This window comes from Bacillus sp. 7_6_55CFAA_CT2 (genome assembly GCF_000238655.1).
GTDB lineage: Bacteria > Bacillota > Bacilli > Bacillales > Bacillaceae_G > Bacillus_A > Bacillus_A cereus.
The window spans coordinates 220,579-245,453 of sequence record NZ_JH414711.1 but is presented as its reverse complement, the minus strand read 5'-3'; the positions used below and the strand labels follow the sequence as shown (position 1 = coordinate 245,453).

Genomic DNA, 24,875 nt, shown 5'->3' with positions numbered 1-24,875 from the left:
AAATAACGCACCATATTTTTATCATTTAACCACTTTTTTCTTTTTTAAACTTTAAAAATCTTCCTTTAGGATAATATTGCTCTTGGTAAAGGTAATATATTTCCATATCAACATCTTTACTCTCTAAAATTCCATTTACTAATGCTTTTTCAAAGGAATATTGTGCGACGCTTGAAGGAAGTCCCTTGGCATTAGATATTGACTCAAACCACTCTTTATCACAAAGACTACCAAAATATAAAATTTTCATTTTCCACACCTATACATCTATAATTTTTATTCTTCATAATTCAATTAACAATTATTTTTTAACAAGAACCTTCTATAGCATCAATTATTCTTCTAGAATTATTTCTTCTGTACTCAAATTCAGAGGCAATATAATACTCAGCCTGACCTTGTAGATACTCATACATTAGTAAACTTAATTCTTTTGCATTAAAAGTATCAAAGAATTTTGCATTTTTATATTCAGCAAGCACCTCTTTTGAAAAAGGTTCATCTGCCGCAATTATAATTCCCTCACATCTTCTCGCTTCAAGCATAGGCATGCCAAAGGTTTCAATATAAGAAGGAAAAAGTAAGATTGACTTAGTATATAATTCAAATACTTCTTCTCTTGTTTTTTCCCCCGTAAACCGAATAGGCAGACGTTGACTTTGCACTTCCTTATATACATCTGCAATATACTGATTCTCGTCCCCTCTTAATGTAAATATTACTTCATAATTCAAATTCGTTAAATTTTTCAAATGCTTACAAGCTTCTACAATAACCCTATGATTTTTATATATATGTGCGCTCGCAGGATAGAAAAACGTTGATAGTGCTTTTTCATTAGGCTCAAAATGCTTTAATCTGCCTATATTTATAGTCGGTGGTATAACTTCAATTTTATTATCTAAAACCTGAGCTTTTTGTGCACATTTTTTTTTCATCCATTGTGTTTGAACAATTACTTTATTCGCTTTCCTAATAGAACTGATTATATTACGCCCTATGATATTTTGATATACCCAGAACAACCCATTTTCTTTAACGGAAAATTTATAATCGACAAATGGTAAAGATTGATGAACATAAAGAATTTGTTCACACTTTGTATGTGGGACTGTAATATTTTGAAATGAAATTACTTTATCAATTCTATATTCTTTAACTAGTTTTGGTGCTATAAAGTGATCAAAATATAAGCGATGTCCCCAGCCTTTTTTAATCCATGGAAAATTAAGGACTTTTATATTATCAGTTTCTGCTAGCTTCGGTGTACTTAATACAAAAAACCAATTAATATTTACACTGCTGTTTTCAACTACTTCATTATAAAAATCATTTAAAATAGATAATGCTCCACCATTTTCTGCTGGAACATCAAAAACCATAATATTCATACTACTAATCCTTTCCCTAAGCAATTTTATTGATAACTTCAGGGAAAATTTTAATAAATTCCACTCCTATATTTAGAAATTATCCCTTAAATAAGCATAAATCTATTAGCCATCTTCCAAGATGATATAATAATTTTAAAATATCAATTAAAATAAAAGAAATACTTCTCACACAATTACATAGCTCAACTACATAAATCCCAACTCATCTATAAAGGAGTTGGGATTTAAATTTGGTTATAAACTTTAATAATAAACATTTTAAAACCCAAGAAAACTTACTAATACCAACGGTTTTAATATAAAAAGTTATACATAATAGGAGTTTATTATTTACCCCATACAATTCGATTAACATAGTCTGTATATGAAAGAATTATTCTAAGCACTTTATCCGATACATTTGGCATACTGTAATCCCCTACAAGCCTTAATGTGTTTTTTTCTTGACTTTCTAGTACTTCTAATCCTTGAAGAATGCGATCTTTTGTTAAACCCACCATCATAACAGATGCTTCCTCCATTGCTTCTGGTCTTTCATGTGCTTGTCTTATATTGAGTGCCTTAAAACCAAGAATTGAGGATTCCTCACTAATAGTGCCACTGTCACTAAGGACTGTTTTTGATTTGATTTGAAGTTTCACATAATCATTGAATCCTAATGGCTTCAAAGTTCTTACTAACGGATTAAATTTAACTCCTTTCGTATCAATCATATTTTTAGTCCTTGGATGTGTACTTACAATTACAGGCATATTATACTTTTCTGCAATTGCATTTAGACTATCTACTAAATCAAAGAAATTAGTTTCCGAATTGATATTTTCTTCCCTATGAGTAGATACTACAAAATATTTATCCTCTTCTAGCCCTAATCTTTCTAATACATCTGAGTTCTCAATATCATTTTTCCTTGAATTTAAAACTTCAAACATTGGACTTCCTGTTTTAATAACTCTATCTGCCGGCATTCCTTCTCGTAATAAATATTCCCTTGCAATATCACTATAGGTTAAATTAATATCAGCCGTATGATCTACGATTTTTCTATTAGTTTCCTCAGGCACCCTTTGATCAAAACATCTATTCCCTGCTTCCATGTGGAAAATTGGAATATGTCTCCTTTTGGCTGCAATTGCACATAAGCAACTATTTGTATCGCCTAGAACTAAAAGTGCATCTGGTTCCACTTCCTCCATAATAGGATCAATCTTCACTAGTATATTCCCAATAGTTTCCACAGCAGTCCCAGTTGCCGCATTTAAAAAATAATCAGGTTTCTTTAATTTAAAATCAGTAAAAAATACTTCGTTTAACTCATAATCATAATTTTGTCCTGTATGAACAAGAATATGTTCCACTGCATTCGATTCCTCTAACTTGTTAATGACAGCTGATAACCTTATAATCTCAGGTCTTGTGCCAACAACCGTCATAACTTTTAATTTTTTCATCAACTATACCTCCAAAAAATAAGTATCTGGTTTTTCCGGATCAAAACATTCGTTTACCCACATTACTGTAACAAGATCATTTTCTCCTACATTTACAATTGAATGTGTATATCCAATTGGTATATCAACAACTTGTAATTTTTCTCCACTCACTCGATATTCAATAATATCATCTGAATCTATATTTCTAAATCGTACTAAACCTTCACCACTCACTACTAAAAACTTCTCATTTTTAGTATGATGCCAATGATTCCCTTTGGTAATTCCTGGTTTTGATATATTTATAGAAACTTGCCCGCGCTCAGGTGTTCTAATGAACTCAGTAAATGACCCTCTATGATCACTGTGCATTTTTAAATCATAAACAAACTTATCTTCTGGTAAAAAACTTAAATATGTACTATAAAGTTTTTTAGTTAAAGCATCTCCCATATTTGAAATACTTAAATTCTCTCTACCTTCTTTAAAGCTTTTGATAACATTAGCTAACTCACCAAGTTTAATGTTATGCGTTACAGGCACAAAACAATAATCATCCTGTATAGTTGGGGTATGATTCAAAGCTTTAAAAAATTCCTCCAACACATCATCTATATAGCAAAGATTCAGTTCTACATCTGGATTATTCACTTGAATATCTAACCCTCTAGCAATATTATGACAAAATGTAGCTACCACCGTATTGTAATTAGGTTTACTCCACTTTCCAAATAAATTCGGAAGTCTATATATATAGGCCTTACTACCAGTTTCTTTAGCGTATTCAAATAATAGCTCTTCACCAGCTTTTTTACTTTTCCCATAGGGATTATTATTTTCTGCCTGAATAGATGAGGTAATGAGTACAGGAGCCTTATTAACAGATTCCTTTAATAAGTTTAGCAACTGAGATGTAAAACCAGCATTGCCCTCCATAAACTCATTTTCATCCTTTGGTCTATTAACACCCGCTAAATGAAAAACAAAATCACATTCTTTTGTATATCTCTCAAGTAGTGTAATATCATCTTCTCTAGAAAATTCAAATATATCTTTATATCCCTGATTTTTAAGTTCGGCAACAAGGTTTTTTCCAAGGAAGCCCTTTGCACCTGTAACAAGAATTTTCATTAATTATCCCCTCCCCTCTAATTCATTGTATAAACTTTCAATTTATTCCATTCTTCAAGTTCCTTTTGTACATAATCTAATTCTAATAATTTTTCTTTAATTTGTTCAATATCAAGAATTTGTGTATTATCTGAATTATATTCCTCAACAGTCGTAAGTTTTTGATTTCCCTCTTCAAAATATTTATCGTAGTTAAGATCTCTTCGATCAGCAGGAACCCTAAAGAAACCTCCTAAATCTTCCGCTACCACGTATTCTTCCTTTGTTAACAATGTCTCATAGCGCTTTTCTCCATGACGTGTACCAATTACTTTAATTTCGTTATCAACATTAAATAATTCCTTTACAGCCTGAGCAAGATCACCAATAGTACTTGCAGGAGATTTTTGAACCATAATATCCCCAGCTACAGCATTTTGAAAAGCAAATACTACTAATTCTACAGCCTCTTCTAGACTCATTAAGAATCTTGTCATATTAGGATCTGTTACCGTTAAAGGTTGCCCTTTTTTAATTTGTTCTATAAATAGTGGAATAACTGATCCACGTGAAGCCATAACATTACCGTATCTCGTACCACAAATAAGTGTGTTTTCTGGAGATACTGTTTTTGATTTTGCAACAAATACTTTTTCCATCATTGCTTTTGAAATACCCATTGCATTAATCGGATAAGCTGCTTTATCTGTAGATAAACAGATAACTTTTTTCACATTATATTCTATAGAAGCCGTCAATACATTATCTGTACCTATAATGTTAGTCTTTACTGCTTCTAGTGGGAAGAACTCACATGAAGGAACCTGTTTTAATGCAGCTGCATGGAAAACATAGTCTACACCATGCATAGCATTTTTAACACTTGCTAAATCTCTTACATCTCCTAAGTAAAATTTCAATTTCTCATTGTTATAAAGTTTTCTCATATCATCCTGTTTTTTTTCATCACGTGAAAAAATACGAATCTCTTTTATATCAGTATCTAAAAATCTTTCCATTACTGCATTACCAAAAGAACCTGTTCCACCAGTTATTAATAAACATTTATCCTTAAACAATATAATGACCTCCATCTAATTATCTTTAAAATACCCTTTGATTTATTCTTCTAGAGTTTCCCCTTATTTATTGCTTCAATTATCATATGATAGTACATATCTGTACAAATTTTTCTATCATATAAATCTTCAAATATTTTTCTAGCGTTAATACTCGCTTCCTCTAACCCCTCCTTATTACTCATATATTTCATAATTAGTACTTTTAATTTCTCTGCCTCTCCCTGCATAACACTCCCACCAGCATTATATTCTCGTAGATTTTTAGCAATATCAGTTTTATCTGACATTATAGCTAACACTGGCTTACCTGCAGCCAAATAGCCATACGTTTTACTGGGGACTCCGATACCCTCAATCCCTTCTGCCAAGCTAACTAAACAAACATCAGATATTTTTAAGATATCAATATAGTCTGATCCTAATAAAAAACCGTCTATCTTAGCATTCTTTATTTCATTAGAATTTAAATACTCTTTAACATAGCTCACCTTATTACCATGTCCAGTAAAGATAAATAAAATATCTTCACGATTCTTTAACATAGATATACATTCCAGGATTGTATCCATATCCTGCGCGGTTCCCATATTACCACTATACAGTACAATGAATGGCCATTTTTCTCTTAGATCTTTAAATTCCTCGTTAAAAACAATATCATTATCTGTAATTTTATTATCACTATACCAATTTGGGATAACCTTAATTTTTTCCTCTTCACTAACCAGTCCTTGTTCAAGCATATAATGTTTCATTTCATTTCCCAATGCAACTACACTTGATGCATATCCATATACTCTTTTATTAATACTCTTCATTAATTTTTCGATAAATCCATCCTTTTTTATCGCTCCAAGTTTTAGAGCATTATCTGGGTAAATATCAAATGCCACAAAAATAAATTTTGTCTTTGTAATACGAGATATTAAATATGGTATTAGTGGCAATATAGGTGGATTAGAATATACCAACACACACTCATATTTAAATAGACTTGGAAACCTTAATAACATCGACATAAAAAATGAAAAGAAATTAGCAATCCTTCCTATCTTAGACTTATTATTAAACTCTGTATATTTAACTCTAGATATATTAATGCCTTTGTATTGCTCCTTTTTTGGCACTTCTTTTCCTTCATAGTACTCCTTAGGATAACCACAAAGAATATCTACTGAAAGTCCTTTTCCAATTAAGTCTTCTGCTAAATCTGTTGGTAACGTAGCAGATGAAACATATTCTGGGTAAAAATATTGGCACATTATCAATACATTTTTCTTCAAACTTCAGCACCTATTTCTATATTTTTTCACAACGTTTAACTGACTCGACTAAATCAACAACGCAATATTTACAGTCGCTATAATTAGATAATTTCGAATCAATTGTTAAATTCCCAAAGACCTTGTTAATAACCTTAATACGTACTGCTAATAGATTAATACCCAAAGACAAAATTTTTGATAAATACATATTCTTTTTCTTTTCCTTTGCAATTAACCTGACTAAATATGATGTATTAATATATTCTTGATTTTGTGGAAAAAACAATCCATGGTCTTGATTATCAATTAATAACCTTATAAATTCAGATAAATTATCTATAAAAATCATACTTCTGTTGTTATTTATCGCTGGAAACACTGGTGTCTTTTCTGTAATCCACCTTAATTGCCCGTAATTCCCTGGACAATTAGGTCCGTAAATCATAGGAACTCTTAAAATTGCAACTTTAAAGTTCTCGTTTTGAATTTTTTCAAGCAGTTGTTCGGCTTCAAGCTTACTTTTACCATAAAAGCTATTTGGACAACACAGTGTATCCTTATTAATCATAACCTCTTTGCCAACCGTTCCAACAAGACCATATACAGAAAGGGTACTCATAAATATGAATTGTTTTATTCCTGCATTCTTAGCTTTATTAGCTAATTCTATAGTTAAATCCCTGTTTACCTTATAATAAAGTTCTTCCATTTCAGGTTTTTCCTTCTGATGAACAATTGCAGCTACATGAAAAACCACATCGTATAAAGAAAAATCTTTATCTTTCCACTCTTCATTTCTTAAGGAAACAAAATCAATTAAATACTTATCGGGCCATTGCAAAAGCCATTTCTCCAAACTTCTACCAGCATAGCTGGTGTTGCCTGTAATCAATATCTTCATCTAATTATCCCCAACTTAAATTATAAAATTATTTTCTAGCTCCTTCTTTAACTCCATCACTCTTTGCTACACTGACTACTGTTTTCAAAAATACCTTACCATCAAGCAAAAAACTAATCTTCTGAGCATATTCACCATCGAGACTAGCCTTTACATCAATTGGTAGCTCATCTCTTCCATTAATTTGTGCCCAACCTGTCAAACCAGGAAGAATATCATTTGCTCCATGTTTATCACGCTCTTTTATCAAATCATACTGATTCCAAAGTGCTGGTCTAGGACCAACTATACTCATTTCTCCCTTAATAATATTTAAAATTTGTGGTAATTCATCCAAACTTGTTTTCCGTAAAAATTTACCTAATTTCGTAATATAAACCTCTGGATTTTCTAAAAGGTGTGTCGGTGTATCCTTCGGTGTATCTATTCTCATTGTCCTGAATTTTAAAATATAAAATTCCCTTTTCTCTTTTCCAATTCGACGTTGCTTAAATAACACTGGTCCCTTAGAATCGATCTTTATACAAACAATTAATATTAAAATTATGGGTAATAATATTACCAAACCTATTAGCGCAATGATAAAATCTATTATTCTTTTCAAATATAATTTATATATCATTTTTCTCCGTCCTAATTATATACTTTATAATTCAAAACTTATTTTATTTACTAATTTTTTCTCTTCACTATCAATTTTTCTTTTTTAACATCTTATTATTCGCAATATCTAATAATCTCTCTCTTATCTCTTCTTTACGCATCCCCTCAAAATCATTCATAAACTGTCTCAAAATCTCTTGATCCATTAAAACAGCTTTTCCTATATGAATTTTAGGAAATATTTGCTCTGGGTGTATCTCACCTTCATTTAATAACTCTTCATACATTTTTTCCCCTGGTCTTAATCCAGTAAATTCAATTCTGATATCTTCAATAGAGTAACCTGAAAGAGTAATTAAGTTTTTAGCTAAATCCACAATTTTTACTGGATCTCCCATATCTAATACGAATAATTCTCCACCTCTAGCCAATGTACCCGCCTGAATCACTAACCTTGAAGCCTCGGGTATTGTCATAAAGTAACGAATCATATCCGGATGCGTAACAGTTACAGGTCCACCTTTTTGAATTTGTTTCTTAAATAAGGGAATTACACTCCCCCTACTCCCAAGGACATTACCAAACCTAACGGCAACAAAACGTGTATTTGTACTAACAGATGCCATATGCTGCACAATCATTTCTGCAAATCGCTTTGTAGCTCCCATTACATTGGTTGGATTTACAGCTTTATCTGTAGAAACCATTACAAACGTATTTACTTTAAATGTATCTGCCGCTTCAGCTACATTTTTCGTGCCAAAAATATTATTTTTCACAGCTTCTTCAGGATTACGTTCCATTAAAGGAACATGCTTATGTGCAGCCGCATGATATACGATATATGGCTGATGCTTTTTCATTATTTCAAAGATTTTATGACGATCTTGCACATCAGCAATTTCTGTTGTAATTTCAACTGTATCTTGATAGGTAACTCTCATTTCCATTTCGATATTATAAATGCTGTTTTCACCATGTCCTAAAAGAACAATTTTAACGGGTTTGTATTTCATCACTTGACGACAAATTTCTGATCCAATTGATCCACCAGCACCTGTTACTAAAATTGTTTTACCAGTAATTTGCTCTCCAATTCCTGCATCATCTAATTGGATCGGCTCTCTTCCTAATAAATCTTCCACTTGTACATCTCGGAATTCATTAACAGAAACTTTGCCATCTAAAAGATCTTCAAGCATTGGTACAATTTGCGTTTTCGCCTTCGTTTTTCTACACTTCTCAAAGATCTCGTTTATTTGATTTCTATTTAAGGAAGGGATTGCAATAATAATATGTTCTATATCATTATCTTCTACAATTTCTTGGATATGATTTGTTGTACCAACAACCGGCACATTATAAATCTCCAATTTTTGCTTATTTCTATCATCATCAACAAACGCAATTGGATACAGATCCGCTTCTTTATTATGCTGTAATTGACGTACTACCATCGTTCCTGCTGAACCTGCACCAATAATTAATGTTCGTTTTTTATCAGTTGCTTTCGCAATATATGTATCACGGAACATACGCCATACGAAGCGAGAGCCGCCGATTAATAATAAATGTAGCATCCATGCGATTGCTAAAATTCGAACATAAATATCGTGATTAATAATTTGTTGAACAATTGCTGTTACTATAATTGATAGCGTTATTGCTTTAAATATTTGTTTTAATTCCCCAATACTTGCATATTCCCAAGCCTTGTTATACAACTTATAAATAGCTGCAAAAACATGATGACTACATAATAACGTAATCGAACTAATAACTACTGTCGCAGGAATTTTACTTAATATATTGGGATGTATGAACCAATAACTTAAGTAAACAGCAGTTAACACGATAAATGAATCTAATAAAATTAATAACGAGAGCCGTTTTCGATAACTCAATATACCTGTTCCCTTCTTTATACAATTCATATCTTATTTTGATAATAAAAAAGGACATTCTCTTATGAATGTACCTTTTCTTTTTTTACAAGTTCTTTCATATATTCCATTAAATCAACTTTTAATTCTTCATTTTGAAGTGCCATTTCAATCGTGGTCTTAATAAATCCAAACTTCTCCCCAACATCGTAACGTGTACCTTCGAAGTCATAAGCAAATACACGTTGAACTTCATTTAATCGTTGAATTGCATCTGTCAATTGAATTTCCCCACCAGCACCTGTTTGTTGATTCTCAAGGAACATAAAGATTTCTGGCGTTAATACGTAACGTCCCATAATTGCTAAATTTGATGGTGCTGTTCCTTGAGCTGGTTTTTCCACAAATTGACGCACTTGATAACGGCGATCATTTTGTTCAACTGGATCGATAATACCGTAACGATGTGTTTCGTTTTCTGGCACTGTTTGTACACCTATAACGGATGAGTGTGTTCCCTCATATTGATCCATTAATTGGCGCAAACATGGCGTTTCTGCTTGCACAATATCATCACCAAGTAATACCGCAAATGGTTCATTTCCAATAAATTTACGTGCACACCATACTGCATGCCCTAAACCCTTTGGTTCTTTCTGTCTTATGTAATGAATATTAATTTTTGAAGAAGCTTGTACTTTCTCAAGCATCTCATGCTTCCCTTTTTCTAGTAAGCTTTGCTCTAATTCAAAGGAATGATCAAAATGATCTTCAATGGCACGTTTACCTTTTCCAGTAACAATAATAATATCTTCAATTCCTGATTCTATCGCTTCTTCTACTATGTATTGAATTGTTGGTTTATCAACAATTGGTAACATTTCTTTCGGCATTGCCTTTGTTACCGGTAAAAACCTTGTCCCCAGTCCCGCAGCTGGAATAATTGCTTTTCTTACTTTTTTCAAATCTAGTACCCCCAGACATATTATTATATCCATATGTAACAATAACAAAAACCCTACCTATAGAGTCGTCTTTACAACTCCATAAGTAGAGTTTCTAACATAAATAAATTATGGGCATCTAACCCATCCTCACGTCATACTCCCGACGACAAGCGTCTAAGGTAGGTTCGAAATAAAAATTTCTACCCACAGCACGACCGAGTGCCTCCGTTGATAACGGTTAGGAGACATCACCTGTTCTTTATTTAAAAGATGCCAAACAACTTTTTACGGCGAATTTGTTCTGGATCTTCTTTATAAATTGCTTTCCCGCTAATTATTAAATATGGATTCTCTCTTAAATCATTCATAACACTTGAACCGTATTCTTTCTCTATTAGTTCATAGCTTTCCGCTAAATGAAATCCTCTTGATGTCGTGTTATGTGCATCTGATGCGATCATATGTGTTAAATTATGTTCTACAAGCTGTAGTGAGAATTTTTTAATTTTTTTCCAAATTTCCCAAGTAAACTACCTGCTGTCACTTGTGTTAATGCACCTTTATTTACAAGATTATATAACTTATCTGGCCGCTCGATTAACTCGGCATTACGTTCCGGATGAACGATAATTGGAATCATTCCTTTTACGCGCAATTCATATAGTAGTTGTTCTGCATAACGAGGTACGTGATTTGATGGGAATTCAATGAATATATATTTATTTGTTTCATTTAAAGTAACGATTTTACCAGCTTCATAGTCTTCTAATAAATCGCCATATAATCTGACCTCTTGCCCAGGTAAAATGGTAAGTGGAATATTATGTTGTTGTAGTTCATCATTTAGTTGTTTTACGTGATGAATAATTGAGGTACGTTCATTTACATATTTTCCATTTTGATGGTGTGGCGTTGCGACAATGGTATGTATTCCTTCTGAAACGGCTTGTTGTGCCATTGCTAAACTATCTGTTACTGTCTGTGCACCGTCATCGATACCAGGTAAAATGTGACAATGTAAATCTATCATTTGTTTCATCCTCCCTCTCTCCTATAAAGATCTTTTTTCCCTTGAATATGAGATATCGCTCATATTCAAGGGAAAAAAGGAGATATGTTTTTACCATATCTCACTTTAAAATTAGTTTGCACCGTAGTAGTAGTATAGGCCTTGTTCACGTTCACGGTCGTTTAGAACGACGCCCAACAATTTACCTTTAGCCGATTCTAACAAACCTTTTGCTTTTACCGCTGTTTCTTTTTCTGTTGATTCACTACGAACAACAAGAATAGAAGCATCACATACATTTGCCATAATTTGCGCATCGGTAACAGCTAAAATAGGTGGCATATCAAAAATAACTAAGTCGTACATGCTGTATGCTTGCCCAAGAAGTTCTTTCATTGATTTCGAACCTAGCAATTCGGCCGGGTTTGGTGGGATTGGACCACAAGCTAAAAAGTGTAGATTGTCTACAGATGTCGTTTGTACACATTTTTCTAAACGTTCACTATGTGTTAGTACATTCGTAAGTCCAAAAATGTTATCTACTTGGAACATTTGGTGCATTGCTGGTTTACGCATATCTGCATCAATTAATAATACTTTTTTTCCTTGTTGAGCAAACACAACTGCCATATTAGCTGTCGTTGTTGTTTTCCCTTCACTTGGGTTTGCAGACGTGACCATTAATGAATGTAAATTCGTATCAATAGCTGCAAATTCAATATTCGTTCGAATATTACGATATTGTTCTGAAATTGGTGATTTCGGTTGTTGATGAGCAATTAATTGACGGCGTTGACGATGATTCTTTTTCTTTTTAAATAAATTAAGAGCCAATTGTTTGTCCCCTCACTTTTCTTGATGATGGAGCGTGTGATTTCACGTTCATTGTTTCTTCATCCATACGAGCTACAATCCCTAATACTGGTAAGCCAAGTAAGTTTTCCACATCTTCTTCTTTTTTCACTGTGTTATCTAAGTACTCTAGTAAGAATGCAAGACCAACCGAAGCCATTAAACCAACAATAAAAGCAATTGCTACATTAAGCATAGGCGCTGGTTTAATCGGTGATTGATTTTCTGCAACTTCTGCTTTTGACAGTACTGTTACATTATCAACGTTCATGATTTTTGCAACTTCACCTTTAAATACATCTGCCGTTGCATTCGCAATATCGCGAGCTAGTTTTGGATCTTTATCCTCAGCTGTTACAGAGATTACTTGTGAATCCTTTTCATTTGCAACATTAATCTTTCCTGTTAGTGCTTGAGCTGTCATATTTAAATTTAATTTTTCATTCACTTGTTCTAAGATTACTGGACTTTTAATAATAACCTTATATGTATTCGTTAATTGAATATTTGATTGAATTTCCCCTAACTGAATTGCCGTTCCCTCTTGCTTTTTCTGGTTAACAAGAATTTGCGTCGAAGATTGATAGATTGGTGTCATGAAGAAAAAGCTAATGATAGCACTTACAATAGCTGCACCAAAGGCGATTACGAGGATCATTGCTAAACGTTTTTTTAAGATATGAAATAACTCTTTTAAACTAATTGTTTCTTCCATAGGTTCCTCCAACTTTCTAAAATTTACACATAGGAAAAATTATAACATATAAATCTTACATTTTTTATTTTTAATAATTGAGTTTTATATTTGTTCACAAGAAACAAGTTTAATCTTACAAAATAATCTTAAATATGACAACACATTCCAATGATTTCCCAAAAATTTTATCATATCATACTTTTTACACTGTATAACTTGATAAATAATTTTTAGAAAACAAAAAAGCCAACAAAATTTTTGTTGGCTTTTTCATATTTTAGTAATAACCATACTGTTCTTTTTCTTCTCTTTTATCGTTTAAAACAACACCTAGTAGTTTGCCTGATGCTTTATCTAATATTTGTTTCGCTTTTACGATTTTATCTTTTTCTGTCTTTTCACTTCGTACAACGAGTACGATTCCATCACATTTATTCGCAAGTATTTGTGCATCTGTAACCGCAAGGACAGGTGGTGTGTCGATTAATATAATATCAAACATGCTATATGCTTCTAGCAACGCCTCGTCCATTGCCCGGCTCCCTAATAGTTCTGCTGGGTTTGGCGGGATTGGACCTGCTGCCATTAAGTATACGTTCTCTATATCTGTTTTTTGAATACATTGCACGAGTTTCGCTTGTCCTGATAATAGGTTCGTTAACCCATTTGAACTATGAATAGCAAATAAGTTTTGTATCGTCGGCTTCCGCAAGTCAGCTCCAATTAATAAAACTTTCTTTCCTTGTTGTCCGAAAACAACTGCTAAGTTTGCGATTGTTGTTGTTTTCCCATCACCTGGATCGGCTGAAGTAACAATAATAGAACGAACATGATTATCTACAGATGTAAATTCAATGTTTGTACGAATGTTACGGTATTGTTCTGTAATACGCGATTTAGGCTCTTTATGTGTAATTAATTGTCGTAATGGTTTTCTTTTCTTTCTCCCGAACATATTCATAATCTCCTTTTGTGAAATGCGACATTTCCCTTTTCTCTCTCTTATGCTCGATTTCATACGTCTAATTAATATTTTTGCTGAGTTCCCCACATCTCATCATAATCAATAACATTCTACTTTGTCTTATTTAAGTACCTTAACAATATGACAATGCCCTTATTTCTTTATTACCTTTATCACTTATCCTGTTTTCTAGATAAATAATAAAGTAAGTATATGGTAATTACCATCTATTTACAAGTAATTTTCTGATTAGTTTGTATATTATCTTTTCATCGCTATATAGAAGTAAACAAAAAAACTCCTTGTCTTTTCACAAGGAGATTTTTTTATTTTTCTCTATTCTTTTTTATCACCAATTGCAAATGTAATTTCTGCCTCACATGCAACTTCACCATCTACTGTTGCGATTGCTTTTCCTTTTCCAATTGGGCCGCGTACGCGTGTCATTTCTACTTCTAGACGAAGCTGATCACCTGGACGTACTTGTTTTTTGAAACGGCAATTGTCGATACCTGCAAAGAAAGCAAGTCTTCCGCGGTTTTCTTCTTTCTTTAATACCGCAACTGCTCCGACTTGCGCTAATGCTTCTACAATAAGTACACCAGGCATAACTGCATAGTCAGGGAAGTGTCCGTTAAAGAATTCTTCGTTTGCGGATACATTTTTAATCCCAACCGCTCTTTTTCCTTCATCTACTTCTAATATTTTATCAACAAGTAAAAATGGATAGCGGTGAGGAATGATTTCTTTAATTTGTTCTATATTTAGCATGTAACAATCGCCCCTTTTGTAATATTGGTCTTACCACTTGGACATATTGCTATTATCCCATTTTGTTTATTGTTTGTCATTACAAAGTAACATTTTATATTTAGCACAACTTCCTAAAAAAAATGCACACACTCTATTCCATTAAAATAGTTGCACATTTTTGCAACTGACACGGAGGTGGAAAAGAGTGTATGCCCAAATTAGGGAAAGGCAATATGTATTGAAACATTATTTGCCTTAATGTCGTATTCGACTCATTATATTATAAACGTTTTCAATTAAGGAAATATTAAATTTAACCATATATATGAATATTTTACCTGTTTCCTTCATATTTCTCTATTTTCCTTCCATTTTCGCAAAAAAACAAAATAAAAAAATATAAAAACGAAAAAAAGAACTAAGGCACCAGCCTTAGTTCTTTCAAATTATCTCAAAGCACGCTTTGGTAATCTGTCGATATTCTCTAACATAATACCTGTACCAACCGCAACGCAGTGCATTGGGTTTTCAGCAATTAATACTGGTACTTTTAGTTCTTCTGCTAGAAGCATGTCGATACCGTGTAGTAAAGCTCCACCGCCTGTTAGAATAACACCGCGGTCGATGATATCTGCAGATAATTCTGGTGGTGTGCGCTCTAATACACCTTTTGCAGCTTGTACAATAACAGCTGCATTTTCTTTTAATGCTTCTGTAATTTCTTCAGAGCATACTGTAATTGTACGTGGTAAGCCTGTTACCATGTCACGTCCGCGAATTTCAAGTTCTTCGCTACGTGCACCTGGGAATACTGTACCAACTTTAATTTTAATATCTTCTGAAGTACGTTCTCCGATTAATAGCTTATACTTACGTTTAATATAGTTTAAGATCTCCATATCAAACTTATCGCCAGCCATTTTGATAGAGGAAGAGGTAACAATATCACCCATAGATAGTACAGCGATATCTGTTGTACCTCCACCAATATCAACAACCATGTTACCGCTTGGTTGGAAGATTTCCATACCAGCACCAACTGCGGCTACTTTTGGTTCTTCTTCTAAAAATACTGTTTTACCACCTGAACGTTCAGCAGCTTCACGAATTGCTTTTTGTTCTACTGATGTAATATTTGTTGGACAACAAATTAAAATACGAGGTTTTGAAAAGAAGCTCTTTACGTCCAATTTGTTAATGAAATACTTTAACATTGCTTCTGTAATTTCGAAGTCTGCGATTACACCATCTTTAAGTGGACGAATTGCTACAATATTACCAGGCGTACGTCCCACCATGCTTCTCGCTTCTTCACCTACTGCTAATACTTTACCACTATTACGATCAATTGCCACAACAGATGGCTCATTTAATACAATACCCTTACCTTTAACATGAATTAATACGTTAGCCGTACCTAGGTCAATTCCGATATCTCGCGCAAACATTCCCGTTTTTTCCTCCTCGATATTCAAAATCAGGTTACACCCGAATTCTTTTCACCTAATTTCTGATTTTATCATAAATTTAACAGAAACGTAATATTCGCAAAAAGAATTCTTCTGAAAAATATTACCGAATGTGAACGGAATGTTTGCTACTGTAACATTATTGACGTACAGGCTTCTCTACATCTTCTTTTCTATACTTTTGTTTTGTTGCTTCTCCCCCTCTTAAATGACGAATAGACTTATGATAATCAAGAATTTCTTTCACTTCATTTGCGAGCTCTGGATTAATTTCTGGTAGACGTTCTGTTAAATCTTTATGGACTGTACTCTTTGATACCCCAAATTCCTTTGCAATGACACGCACTGTCTTTCTTGTCTCCACGATATACTTACCAATCTTGATAGTTCTCTCTTTGATGTAATCGTGCACACCACTCGCCTCCCTAATTTGGATGTGAGAAGGGTGAAATGAGCCTCGCTGCATACGACTAAGAAGTAAGTGTGAGTGCTGTTTGTAAGCGTTAAACATTCTTGGATTTATAATGAAATGATTCACGATTTCTCACCTCAAACACTCTCTTTGCTTTGGTTTATACCATTGTATTGCCCGCACTACTGATATATGCTACATGTTCACTATTTTTGCGGACTAAGTTAAGAAAAATTACATTTTTTTGTGAGAAATACGTTAACAGTGACTATTTTGGCGAAAAAAAATGACACCTTATATATAAGGCGTCATTCTTCTCTTTCAAACTCTTCTTCTAATAATTGATGGTGGGGAACCTCTTTCTTACCGGCAATATAATAATATAAAGTGAATAAAACAAACAATAAAATAATAGCAGTCGACAGAACAAACAAAAATGACACAGTATCCCCTCCCTTTTGTAATATATATTCGAGAATCTCGTCATTTTTCCTTGTTATTGCAACTTTTTTCTCGAAATTGAGTATTTTTATATAAAAATAAAAAAATCAGCTCCCCTAGTGGGAACTGATTTTTTCACTTTATTACTCTTGTGAAGAAGAATCGTTAGATGATTCTGTAGAACCATTTGTTGATTTTCTTCTTCTTCGGTTCTTCTTTTTTGTCACTAGTTGAACCGCTTGTTGATTTCTCTTCTTTTTGAGACTTGTCTTCTGTTTTACTTTCAGGTTTCGTGCTCGTTGACTTCTCTTCTTTTTGAGATTTGTCATCAGCTTTTTTACCAGAAGCATTCGTAGCCTTTGCAGCACCTGCATCAGCTTTAATTTCTGTTACTGATTTATTTAAGTAACGTTCAGGGTTCACAGCCACATTGTCTTTACGTACTTCAAAGTGAACGTGAGAACCTGCCTCTTTATTCATTGCACTTAGACCGGATGTTCCTAATACTTCACCTTGTGCAACTCTTGCACCTTTTTCTACTTTCACACTGCCTAAGCTTTGATAAGATACCGCTACACCATTTCCACTATCAACTGTTACAACATAACCAAGAAGTGAATCTTTTTCAGCTTTCGTTACTGTACCACTTAAAGCAGCAGCAACATTGAATTCTTTTCCATTCTTCGCAGCAATGTCAATTCCTTTGTTCGGGGAATATGTGTTGTTATAAAAGACAAGTGCTTTTTCTTGTTCCGCCTCAGTTGCTGCATCTTCATAGAATTTCTTCTGTACGACTACTTCCGCATTCGCGGCAGCTGGCATTTTCACTACTTCTGAAGATTTTGTTACTGGTACTGCTGGATCTTCCGATTGTGTATACGGTGTTGCTTGATCGTGGTTTGGAGTCTTCTTCGGATTAGCTCCTTGGAACCATAGCGCAACCATTAAGATTACCGCTGCACAAGCAATGTATAGTGCCGGAAACACCCATCTTTTTTGAAATAAATGTACTACCTTTTGCGACTTTTTATTATTTCTTCCTCGCATTCCATCATCACCTCAGCAATCATTTTGAACAATATTCACGTATCCTATACAACGTATAACTAATTACTTTTCGACAAAATATGTAAAAATATGTATAAGAATTGTAAAATTTCCGAGGAAATGATAGAAAAAAGAAAAAACTGAGCGTTTCGGCTCAGTTTTTAGTCTAATTGTTTCTTTTTGTACACAATAATACAAAGAATGATAAGACATATACTCCAAATTGTATTGTTTAAAATATGTTCTTGAATCGCAATAAACCCTTCTCCCTTTATAACTTTTTGCAATGCCTCCATAACATGATTTGTCGGAAGAAGATTAACTACTTTTATAATAAATTCATTCTTAACCATTTCTTGTAGCATCGGCCCCATTATGAATATTATAAAAATCGGAAGCCCCAATATAGATGTTTGCGCTATATTTTGGGATAGTAAGCCAACTATAGTACCTAAAACGACACATAACAATGTTCCTATTAAAATAATAATAACTAGCATACCAATATTTCCTTTAAAAGTATCTAAAATCACTAAACTAATAAAACTAGATGCTAGTACAAAAAATACAGTTAATACACTTTTCCCTAAAATAACTTCTATTGGACTTGCCGGAGACAACATCAATACTCGTAACGTGTGTTTTTCCTTCTCCTCTGCAATAATAATTGCTTGCACATAACTTCCCACCATGGTAATCGTCATTACAATAATAAAACCTGCAAAGAACTCTTTTATAGAATCCATATTACTATAGAATACAGCAAGTAGAATAGGTAATAGCGCCATTAATATAACTTGTGAGTTTTTACCTGCATCATTTATTTCTTTTCTTACAATAGCCGAAAACCGTTTCATTGAAAATGTCATTATAATCCCCTCCCAGTAACTTCAATAAAAATATCGCCTAAAGTTGGTTCGTGTGAATGAATGGATAGTAATTCTCCTTTGTTCATCCATTCTGAAATACGTTTTGCACCTAATTCATCTTTTTGCACTACTTCTTTTTGCTTATCTTTTAATACGACCTCTATTTGATCCTTAGCGTATTGTAAGCGCAGGTTCTCTGGCGTATCCAGCGCTACAATTTCTCCGCCACACAGGAAGGCAACGCGGTTACAAAGCGTTTCTGCTTCGTCCATGTTGTGAGTCGTTAAGAAAATCGTCGTTCCTTCTTTATTTAAGTCTTTTAAGATTTTATGAATGTTTTGTACGTTTACTGGATCAAGTGCAGATGTTGGTTCGTCTAAGAAGAGGATATCTGGTTTATGAAGGATTGCTCTTGCTAGTGTGACGCGTTGCTTCATTCCCTTTGATAATTTTTTTATTGGTGTTTTTTTATCATCTAATAAATTCACTTGTGCTAGTACTTCATCGATTCGTTCTTTTTTGCAATCATATAAGTCACAAAATAATAGTAAGTTATCATAAATGCTAAGTCTTTCATATAAGCCGCTGTTATCTGTTAAAATACCAATTCGTTTGTAATCGATGCTACTTGGTCCTGTAATATCTTTCCCTAATACTCTTACCGTTCCAACACTATGAAGCAATTGAGAAGTTAAAATTTTTACTGTTGTCGTCTTACCAGATCCACTCGGTCCGAGGAATCCGAATATCTCTCCTTGCTTCACCTCAATATTTACATTTCCAAGTGCCGTTTTTCCGTCGAAACTTTTCATTACATCTTTCATTTCAATTGCCAATGTCATTTCTTCATCTCCTTTGTTTTTCTTCTTTATAGATGAAAGTCGCTTTAGCGCTTTTCGTTTGTTTATTTCGCTTTTCTTGACTCAATCATATGAAAAACAAAGGGATTACGCAGTAAAATACCGGTAAAAGGAGTATTTTTACCGGTGAATGAATCGCATGTTGAGCTTATTGGAGCACTTTTATAGTCCAATAACACCTTTTAATTCATCCATTCGTCCTTTTGAAAGCGGGATTGAACTTTTTCTTTCGTCGTCTAAAATTAAACTGAAACTGTTACGAGTCCATGTAATCACTTCTCGTACTCTTTGTAAATTTACAAGGTAAGAGCGATGACATCTAAAGAAACCAAAACCTGTTAATCTCGCTTCTAGTTCACTTAATGTTAATGCACATACGAAATCGCCTTCACGAACGTGAATATGCGTTACTCCGTTTTGTGTTTCAATGAAATGGATTTCCATCGGATCAAGTAAAATGATTTTATCGTTTACTTTCGCAGGTATTCTTTCTAACTTCATTTGCGGAATCATTTGAATGACTTTTTCTTCACCGACTTCTTCCACTTCCTCTTGCTCAATTTCTATCTTTTTCACACCATCGTTGTTTAATATGTATACGTCCTCTGTTAACGAAAGGGCATCTGATAGAAATGATGACGTAATAAAGATTGCCTTTCCTTGCTCTTTCATTTTCATAATCGCTTTTCGAATAATAACCGTACTCTCTATATCGACATTTTGCTCCGGTTCTTCCAAAATGATTAAATCCGGATTATGAATCATCATTCGTCCAATATGAAGACGACGCTTCTCTGAAAATGATAGTTTTTCTATTTTAACGTTTAACTTATCTAAGAGACCGACATATTGTACAACTTCTTCCGTACTCATATTCGATTCATAAAGCCCCATAAAAAAATTAAAGTATTCCTTCACCTTCAAACGATCATATGCCTCGTCTTTCAAAAAACAAAAACCGATGCGGGAATAATTTTTCTTTCCAATTGCTTCCCCTTCAAACAGTACGTTGCCAGTTGAAGCTTCTTCTTCACCAATAATAATACGGTGTAACACTTTAGCTGTATGATTATTGCATTGCAAAACAATACATTGTCCTTTTTCAACCTTTAGCTCAATTTCCGGTAACTGGTTCGCCTTCCCTAACTGTTTCAACTCTAGTAACGCCATTTCATCTCCCCCAAATGCCTTTTTATCCTATTATATCAAACAATTAATGGAAAATTATTCTATTTTACATAAAAAAAATAGGCGCCAGAGTTCTGACACCTATTTCTTCACCATCAGTTTTCCTTCATAATCATTCATCGTCTTTATTTCAACGCCTTTATAGTAATGAGCGACGATATCTGTATATTTCTTTCCTTCCGCTGCCATGCCGTTCGCCCCGTATTGACTCATACCAACGCCGTGACCGAAGCCTTTCGTCGTAACGATGATTTTATCTCCTTGTTGTTTCCACGTGAAATCAGAAGAACGTAAATCTAACTTTTCACGAACTTCTTTTCCTGTTAATGTTTTTCCTTGAAAAGCTACATCCTTTACGCGCTTTCCTTCCGTAAGGTCTTTAATATTTCCAACCTTCCCGTCTGCTAGCACTTTCACACCGAGACGTTTTTGAAAATCAGCTACTGTAAATGTTTGCTCGCTCGTAAACTTTGGAGAGGCTTGATCCCACGGACTATCTACACTTTTCAAGTACGGATAATCATTTCCCCAATAGTCAGCTGCATTTTCTGTTCGGCCATTACTCGTTGAAAAGAAGGATGCTGAAATTGGTTTTCCATCATACGTTAAAACTTGTCCTGCTGTTTTCGAAACGGCTTCTTCGATTTTCTTCAAATTATTTTCGTAGTTATTACCCCATTGCTTCTTCAATTCATCTTTGCTTTTGTACACTTGATCTTTCACCGTATCTGTCACGTCCGCATTATTTTTCTTTCCTCCGCTTAGCATACGTTGTACTACAAATGTTCTCGCTGCTAATGCCTGCGCCTTTAGTGCCTCTATTTCAAAACTGGCATTCATCTCAGAAGCTACTACACCTGTCACATACTCCTCCACTGGTAATGTTTCTACCTTCTTCTGTTTTTCGCGATATACAGCAACTTGAACAGCTGTATCTACTTTTCCTGGAGCTGGTATACTTTCTATCGCTGGAGGAGTTTTAGAGGCCGTTTCTTCCCCTACTTTCGCTTTCGCAAATGGAATAACAAGGGCTGCAGGTACAATGATAACGAGCGCTATTAAGAGCGCTACTGTAATAAAAAGTGGCTTTGAAAATTTCATCCTATTTTCCCCCAATATAAAAGCTTTACTCCATTCATTCTTATGGAACAACTCTTTCTTTTAGAACATACTTAAGGGGAAGAGTATAAAACAGAAATTTTCTAAATATTTTTACTGGTACGTGCATAAGTACAGAATTTATTGACTATAACAGTAATAACCCAAAAAAATAGCCCCTATGTCAAAAGACATAGAGACTATTTCAATTAAGCGTGAAGATCAGAAACTTCTTGTTCTTTCACTTCTTCTACTTTTTCGTTTACACGTTCAATAGTTGCACCTAATGCAGCTAATTTCTTATGGAAGTTTACATAGCCACGGTCAAGATGTTTTAACTCAGTTACACGAGTATAACCTTCTGATACTAAACCAGCTAAGATTAATGCAGCTGCAGCACGTAAGTCAGTTGCTGCTACTTCAGCACCTTGTAAGCTGTTTGGACCGTTCATAATAACAGAACGACCTTCAATTTTAATATCAGCATTCATACGACGGAATTCTTCAACGTGCATAAAGCGGTTTTCGAATACCGTTTCTGTAATCATGCTTGTTCCATCAGCTTGTAGTAATAATGCCATCATTTGTGATTGCATGTCTGTTGGGAAACCTGGGTGAGGCATAGTTTTAATATCAACCGCTTTTAACTTATCTGGGCCGATAACACGTACACCTTCGTTTTCCTCAATAATTTTAACACCCATTTCTTCCATTTTCGCTGTAATTGAGCGTAAATGTTCAGGTACAGCATTTTCAATTAAGATGTCTCCACCAGTAATTGCTGCTGCAACCATGAATGTTCCCGCTTCAATACGGTCAGGAATAATAGAGTGGTTTGCACCATATAATTTATCAACGCCTTCGATACGAATCGTTCCAGTTCCAGCTCCGCGTACTTTTGCTCCCATCGCATTTAAGAAGTTAGCTAAGTCAACGATTTCTGGTTCTTTCGCTGCGTTTTCAAGAATTGTTGTCCCTTTTGCTAATGTAGCTGCAGACATAATGTTTTCTGTCGCGCCTACGCTTGGGAAGTCTAAGTAGATTTTAGCTCCTTTTAGTTCTCCCTCAACATATGCCTCAACAAAACCGTTACCAACCTGTACTTTTGCTCCCATTGCTTCGAAGCCTTTTAAATGTTGGTCAATTGGACGTGAACCAATTGCACATCCACCAGGAAGTGCAATACGAGCACGACCGTTACGTGCTAATAATGGTCCCATTACTTGAACAGATGCACGCATTTTACGTACATATTCAAATGGTGCTTCAATGTTTAGTTCTTTAGAAGAATCGATTGTTACTTGATTATTTTCAAATACGACTTCAGCATTTAAATGACGTAATACCTCATTAATTGTGTATACATCAGACAAAACTGGTACTTCAGATAGTACATTCTTTCCATCACTCGCTAATAGGGCTGCAGCGATTATAGGTAATACAGCATTTTTTGCGCCCTCAACACGCACTGTGCCGTTTAACCGCTTTCCGCCACGGACGATGATCTTTTCCAAATTATTCCCCTCCGTGTCCTTTTTTCAGTATCTATTCACTCAATACTCAGAAGTTATGATCGGTGTGCCAACCACAATTGTATCTTTGTTGTCTGTAGAACGTATTGCTATTTGCACATTTATTTTCTCTCTATTTGTTGAAAGAGCGTCATCCCACTTTTTATTGTATGCGGAGACTGACACAAATGCTCTTTCTTCTACTTGTTCGATCGCTCTTGCTGAAAGATCTTTCAAAACCTGATTGGTTTTATTTTGCAAAACACCTTCAATCTTATCATTCAGTACACCTTGAACACAAGTGTAAATTATAGGTTTTTCACTAAAAATTTTATTCATGTTTTGAACATACTTCGGGTCCCATTTCGCCCCACTTACTTCAAAGATAATGAAAGTGTTTTCTTTAGTATTTTCTTTACTCCAAGTTACTACTACTCGTTCTTCATAAGAAGAAAGCTTTTTATAGGATGTAGCTTTATATCCATCTGGAGATTGCTCTACTTCCCACTTTTGAATATTTGCCTTTTCCTTCACATCGTTTAACAACTTTTGAAACGTATGTATGTTAGAAATTGTTTTTGTTTCTCTCGCTAACCATGACCATTTTTCTACTTTAGCATCATTTTTCTCTAAAGCCTTGATCATGCTCTCCATTTTCTGTTCATCGCTTATCGGTTTCATCTCTCTATATCCAACCAAAAATAAAACAACACTAAGTGCAACAATAAGAATGGCTTTAAGCTTCAATTTCATCCCCTCCTATCCCCATTGTTAACGGAGATTTGAGGTTCTATACACTTACTTTACTAAATACGTTAAACTCTTCGAATAGCCTAAATAATCAAGGAAAAAGTTACTTACAGATGTCCCAATTGCAATTGTAATTAAGATGAGTAATACTCGCGTCTGCAGCACTTTTCCGGACTTCATTAAACGCTCAATGTGAATGCCTTGTAAGGCCCACCACGTAATGGTAATAAACAATAAATGCGAAACAATGGCAATCAGTGCTTGTTGCCCTAAAAGTTGTGCCAAAAAATCGACCCCTTTTTACTCAGCTACTACTTATGAAAGAATATAAAAACGA

24 protein-coding genes and 2 pseudogenes are annotated in these 24,875 nt (G+C 34.1%); all 26 read right to left on the bottom strand.

Features of this window, described 5'->3' with window-relative positions; genetic code table 11:
* Window positions 1–25: 25 nt before the first annotated feature.
* A complete protein-coding gene (locus HMPREF1014_RS32260; protein ID WP_000699789.1) occupies window positions 26–250 on the bottom strand; it encodes a hypothetical protein in 225 nt (74 codons plus the stop codon).
* 58 nt (window positions 251–308) lie between these two features.
* Window positions 309–1,391, bottom strand: coding sequence for a glycosyltransferase (locus HMPREF1014_RS21835; RefSeq protein ID WP_001024417.1), 1,083 nt, complete (start codon window positions 1,389–1,391; stop codon window positions 309–311).
* 329 nt (window positions 1,392–1,720) lie between these two features.
* A complete protein-coding gene (wecB, locus tag HMPREF1014_RS21830; protein ID WP_000734429.1) occupies window positions 1,721–2,845 on the bottom strand; it encodes a non-hydrolyzing UDP-N-acetylglucosamine 2-epimerase in 1,125 nt (374 codons plus the stop codon).
* Between the two features lie 3 nt (window positions 2,846–2,848).
* Window positions 2,849–3,958, bottom strand: a complete 1,110-nt coding sequence (locus HMPREF1014_RS21825; RefSeq protein WP_000699353.1) for a capsular polysaccharide biosynthesis protein CapF — start codon at window positions 3,956–3,958, stop codon at window positions 2,849–2,851.
* Between the two features lie 17 nt (window positions 3,959–3,975).
* Window positions 3,976–5,016, bottom strand: a complete 1,041-nt coding sequence (locus tag HMPREF1014_RS21820) for a polysaccharide biosynthesis protein (protein ID WP_000471739.1) — start codon at window positions 5,014–5,016, stop codon at window positions 3,976–3,978.
* 50 nt (window positions 5,017–5,066) lie between these two features.
* Complete coding sequence (locus HMPREF1014_RS21815; RefSeq protein WP_000742547.1) at window positions 5,067–6,302, bottom strand: glycosyltransferase family 4 protein; 1,236 nt, start codon at window positions 6,300–6,302, stop codon at window positions 5,067–5,069.
* Window positions 6,303–6,318: 16 nt separating this feature from the next.
* On the bottom strand, window positions 6,319–7,185 hold the full coding sequence (locus HMPREF1014_RS21810; RefSeq protein WP_000697853.1) for an NAD-dependent epimerase/dehydratase family protein: 867 nt from the start codon (window positions 7,183–7,185) through the stop codon (window positions 6,319–6,321).
* Between the two features lie 28 nt (window positions 7,186–7,213).
* Window positions 7,214–7,807 carry a sugar transferase gene (locus HMPREF1014_RS21805; protein ID WP_000639511.1) on the bottom strand — a complete coding sequence of 198 codons (594 nt, stop codon included), beginning with the start codon at window positions 7,805–7,807 and terminating at the stop codon, window positions 7,214–7,216.
* A gap of 70 nt (window positions 7,808–7,877) precedes the next feature.
* Window positions 7,878–9,692: a polysaccharide biosynthesis protein gene (locus HMPREF1014_RS21800; protein WP_000122125.1), complete on the bottom strand. Its 1,815-nt coding sequence runs from the start codon at window positions 9,690–9,692 to the stop codon at window positions 7,878–7,880.
* A 62-nt stretch (window positions 9,693–9,754) separates the two neighbouring features.
* Window positions 9,755–10,636, bottom strand: coding sequence for a UTP--glucose-1-phosphate uridylyltransferase BpsC (gene bpsC / locus HMPREF1014_RS21795; protein WP_000757831.1), 882 nt, complete (start codon window positions 10,634–10,636; stop codon window positions 9,755–9,757).
* A gap of 245 nt (window positions 10,637–10,881) precedes the next feature.
* A pseudogene (locus tag HMPREF1014_RS21790) lies at window positions 10,882–11,648 on the bottom strand (tyrosine-protein phosphatase).
* A 111-nt stretch (window positions 11,649–11,759) separates the two neighbouring features.
* Window positions 11,760–12,461, bottom strand: a complete 702-nt coding sequence (locus HMPREF1014_RS21785) for a CpsD/CapB family tyrosine-protein kinase (RefSeq protein WP_001207150.1) — start codon at window positions 12,459–12,461, stop codon at window positions 11,760–11,762.
* Window positions 12,451–13,194 (bottom strand): YveK family protein, encoded by a 744-nt coding sequence (locus HMPREF1014_RS21780; protein ID WP_000393160.1) that lies wholly within the window; start codon window positions 13,192–13,194, stop codon window positions 12,451–12,453. The genes HMPREF1014_RS21785 and HMPREF1014_RS21780 overlap by 11 nt, the downstream gene beginning before the upstream one ends.
* Before the next feature lie 259 nt (window positions 13,195–13,453).
* On the bottom strand, window positions 13,454–14,131 hold the full coding sequence (locus HMPREF1014_RS21775; protein WP_000467948.1) for a CpsD/CapB family tyrosine-protein kinase: 678 nt from the start codon (window positions 14,129–14,131) through the stop codon (window positions 13,454–13,456).
* 345 nt (window positions 14,132–14,476) lie between these two features.
* Window positions 14,477–14,911, bottom strand: coding sequence for a 3-hydroxyacyl-ACP dehydratase FabZ (gene fabZ, locus HMPREF1014_RS21770; protein WP_000931959.1), 435 nt, complete (start codon window positions 14,909–14,911; stop codon window positions 14,477–14,479).
* A gap of 428 nt (window positions 14,912–15,339) precedes the next feature.
* Window positions 15,340–16,341, bottom strand: a complete 1,002-nt coding sequence (locus HMPREF1014_RS21765; protein WP_000457978.1) for a rod shape-determining protein — start codon at window positions 16,339–16,341, stop codon at window positions 15,340–15,342.
* 160 nt (window positions 16,342–16,501) lie between these two features.
* Window positions 16,502–16,774 (bottom strand): sporulation transcriptional regulator SpoIIID, encoded by a 273-nt coding sequence (gene spoIIID / locus HMPREF1014_RS21760; RefSeq protein ID WP_000544012.1) that lies wholly within the window; start codon window positions 16,772–16,774, stop codon window positions 16,502–16,504.
* 308 nt (window positions 16,775–17,082) lie between these two features.
* On the bottom strand, window positions 17,083–17,217 hold the full coding sequence (locus HMPREF1014_RS21755) for a hypothetical protein (RefSeq protein WP_000008901.1): 135 nt from the start codon (window positions 17,215–17,217) through the stop codon (window positions 17,083–17,085).
* Between the two features lie 141 nt (window positions 17,218–17,358).
* Window positions 17,359–18,262, bottom strand: a pseudogene (spoIIQ, locus tag HMPREF1014_RS21750) (stage II sporulation protein SpoIIQ).
* A 161-nt stretch (window positions 18,263–18,423) separates the two neighbouring features.
* On the bottom strand, window positions 18,424–19,131 hold the full coding sequence (locus tag HMPREF1014_RS21745) for an ABC transporter permease (RefSeq protein WP_000144419.1): 708 nt from the start codon (window positions 19,129–19,131) through the stop codon (window positions 18,424–18,426).
* Window positions 19,131–19,973 carry an ABC transporter ATP-binding protein gene (locus tag HMPREF1014_RS21740; protein WP_000170819.1) on the bottom strand — a complete coding sequence of 281 codons (843 nt, stop codon included), beginning with the start codon at window positions 19,971–19,973 and terminating at the stop codon, window positions 19,131–19,133. Before HMPREF1014_RS21740 ends, HMPREF1014_RS21745 begins: the two co-directional genes overlap by 1 nt.
* Before the next feature lie 180 nt (window positions 19,974–20,153).
* Window positions 20,154–21,161: a LytTR family transcriptional regulator DNA-binding domain-containing protein gene (locus HMPREF1014_RS21735; protein ID WP_001185917.1), complete on the bottom strand. Its 1,008-nt coding sequence runs from the start codon at window positions 21,159–21,161 to the stop codon at window positions 20,154–20,156.
* 99 nt (window positions 21,162–21,260) lie between these two features.
* Window positions 21,261–22,280: a stage II sporulation protein D gene (gene spoIID / locus HMPREF1014_RS21730; RefSeq protein WP_000672663.1), complete on the bottom strand. Its 1,020-nt coding sequence runs from the start codon at window positions 22,278–22,280 to the stop codon at window positions 21,261–21,263.
* Between the two features lie 206 nt (window positions 22,281–22,486).
* A complete protein-coding gene (murA, locus tag HMPREF1014_RS21725) occupies window positions 22,487–23,791 on the bottom strand; it encodes a UDP-N-acetylglucosamine 1-carboxyvinyltransferase (RefSeq protein ID WP_000411274.1) in 1,305 nt (434 codons plus the stop codon).
* Window positions 23,792–23,830: 39 nt separating this feature from the next.
* Window positions 23,831–24,535: a YwmB family TATA-box binding protein gene (locus tag HMPREF1014_RS21720; RefSeq protein ID WP_000767916.1), complete on the bottom strand. Its 705-nt coding sequence runs from the start codon at window positions 24,533–24,535 to the stop codon at window positions 23,831–23,833.
* Window positions 24,536–24,586: 51 nt separating this feature from the next.
* Window positions 24,587–24,823 (bottom strand): DUF1146 family protein, encoded by a 237-nt coding sequence (locus HMPREF1014_RS21715; RefSeq protein ID WP_000057889.1) that lies wholly within the window; start codon window positions 24,821–24,823, stop codon window positions 24,587–24,589.
* Window positions 24,824–24,875: the final 52 nt, after the last annotated feature.

Bases quoted from the DNA above. Each gene is read 5' to 3' on its own strand.
- HMPREF1014_RS21765 (WP_000457978.1), bottom strand. From the start codon at position 16,341: ATGTTTGCGCGAGATATCGGAATTGACCTAGGTACGGCTAACGTATTA.
- HMPREF1014_RS32260 (WP_000699789.1), bottom strand. From the start codon at position 250: ATGAAAATTTTATATTTTGGTAGTCTTTGTGATAAAGAGTGGTTTGAG.
- HMPREF1014_RS21805 (WP_000639511.1), bottom strand. From the start codon at position 7,807: ATGATATATAAATTATATTTGAAAAGAATAATAGATTTTATCATTGCG.
- fabZ (WP_000931959.1), bottom strand. From the start codon at position 14,911: ATGCTAAATATAGAACAAATTAAAGAAATCATTCCTCACCGCTATCCA.
- HMPREF1014_RS21780 (WP_000393160.1), bottom strand. From the start codon at position 13,194: ATGGAAGAAACAATTAGTTTAAAAGAGTTATTTCATATCTTAAAAAAA.
- HMPREF1014_RS21775 (WP_000467948.1), bottom strand. From the start codon at position 14,131: ATGTTCGGGAGAAAGAAAAGAAAACCATTACGACAATTAATTACACAT.
- HMPREF1014_RS21745 (WP_000144419.1), bottom strand. From the start codon at position 19,131: ATGACATTTTCAATGAAACGGTTTTCGGCTATTGTAAGAAAAGAAATA.
- spoIID (WP_000672663.1), bottom strand. From the start codon at position 22,280: ATGAAATTTTCAAAGCCACTTTTTATTACAGTAGCGCTCTTAATAGCG.
- HMPREF1014_RS21810 (WP_000697853.1), bottom strand. From the start codon at position 7,185: ATGAAGATATTGATTACAGGCAACACCAGCTATGCTGGTAGAAGTTTG.
- HMPREF1014_RS21740 (WP_000170819.1), bottom strand. From the start codon at position 19,973: ATGACATTGGCAATTGAAATGAAAGATGTAATGAAAAGTTTCGACGGA.
- HMPREF1014_RS21825 (WP_000699353.1), bottom strand. From the start codon at position 3,958: ATGAAAATTCTTGTTACAGGTGCAAAGGGCTTCCTTGGAAAAAACCTT.
- HMPREF1014_RS21735 (WP_001185917.1), bottom strand. From the start codon at position 21,161: ATGGCGTTACTAGAGTTGAAACAGTTAGGGAAGGCGAACCAGTTACCG.
- HMPREF1014_RS21835 (WP_001024417.1), bottom strand. From the start codon at position 1,391: ATGAATATTATGGTTTTTGATGTTCCAGCAGAAAATGGTGGAGCATTA.
- wecB (WP_000734429.1), bottom strand. From the start codon at position 2,845: ATGAAAAAATTAAAAGTTATGACGGTTGTTGGCACAAGACCTGAGATT.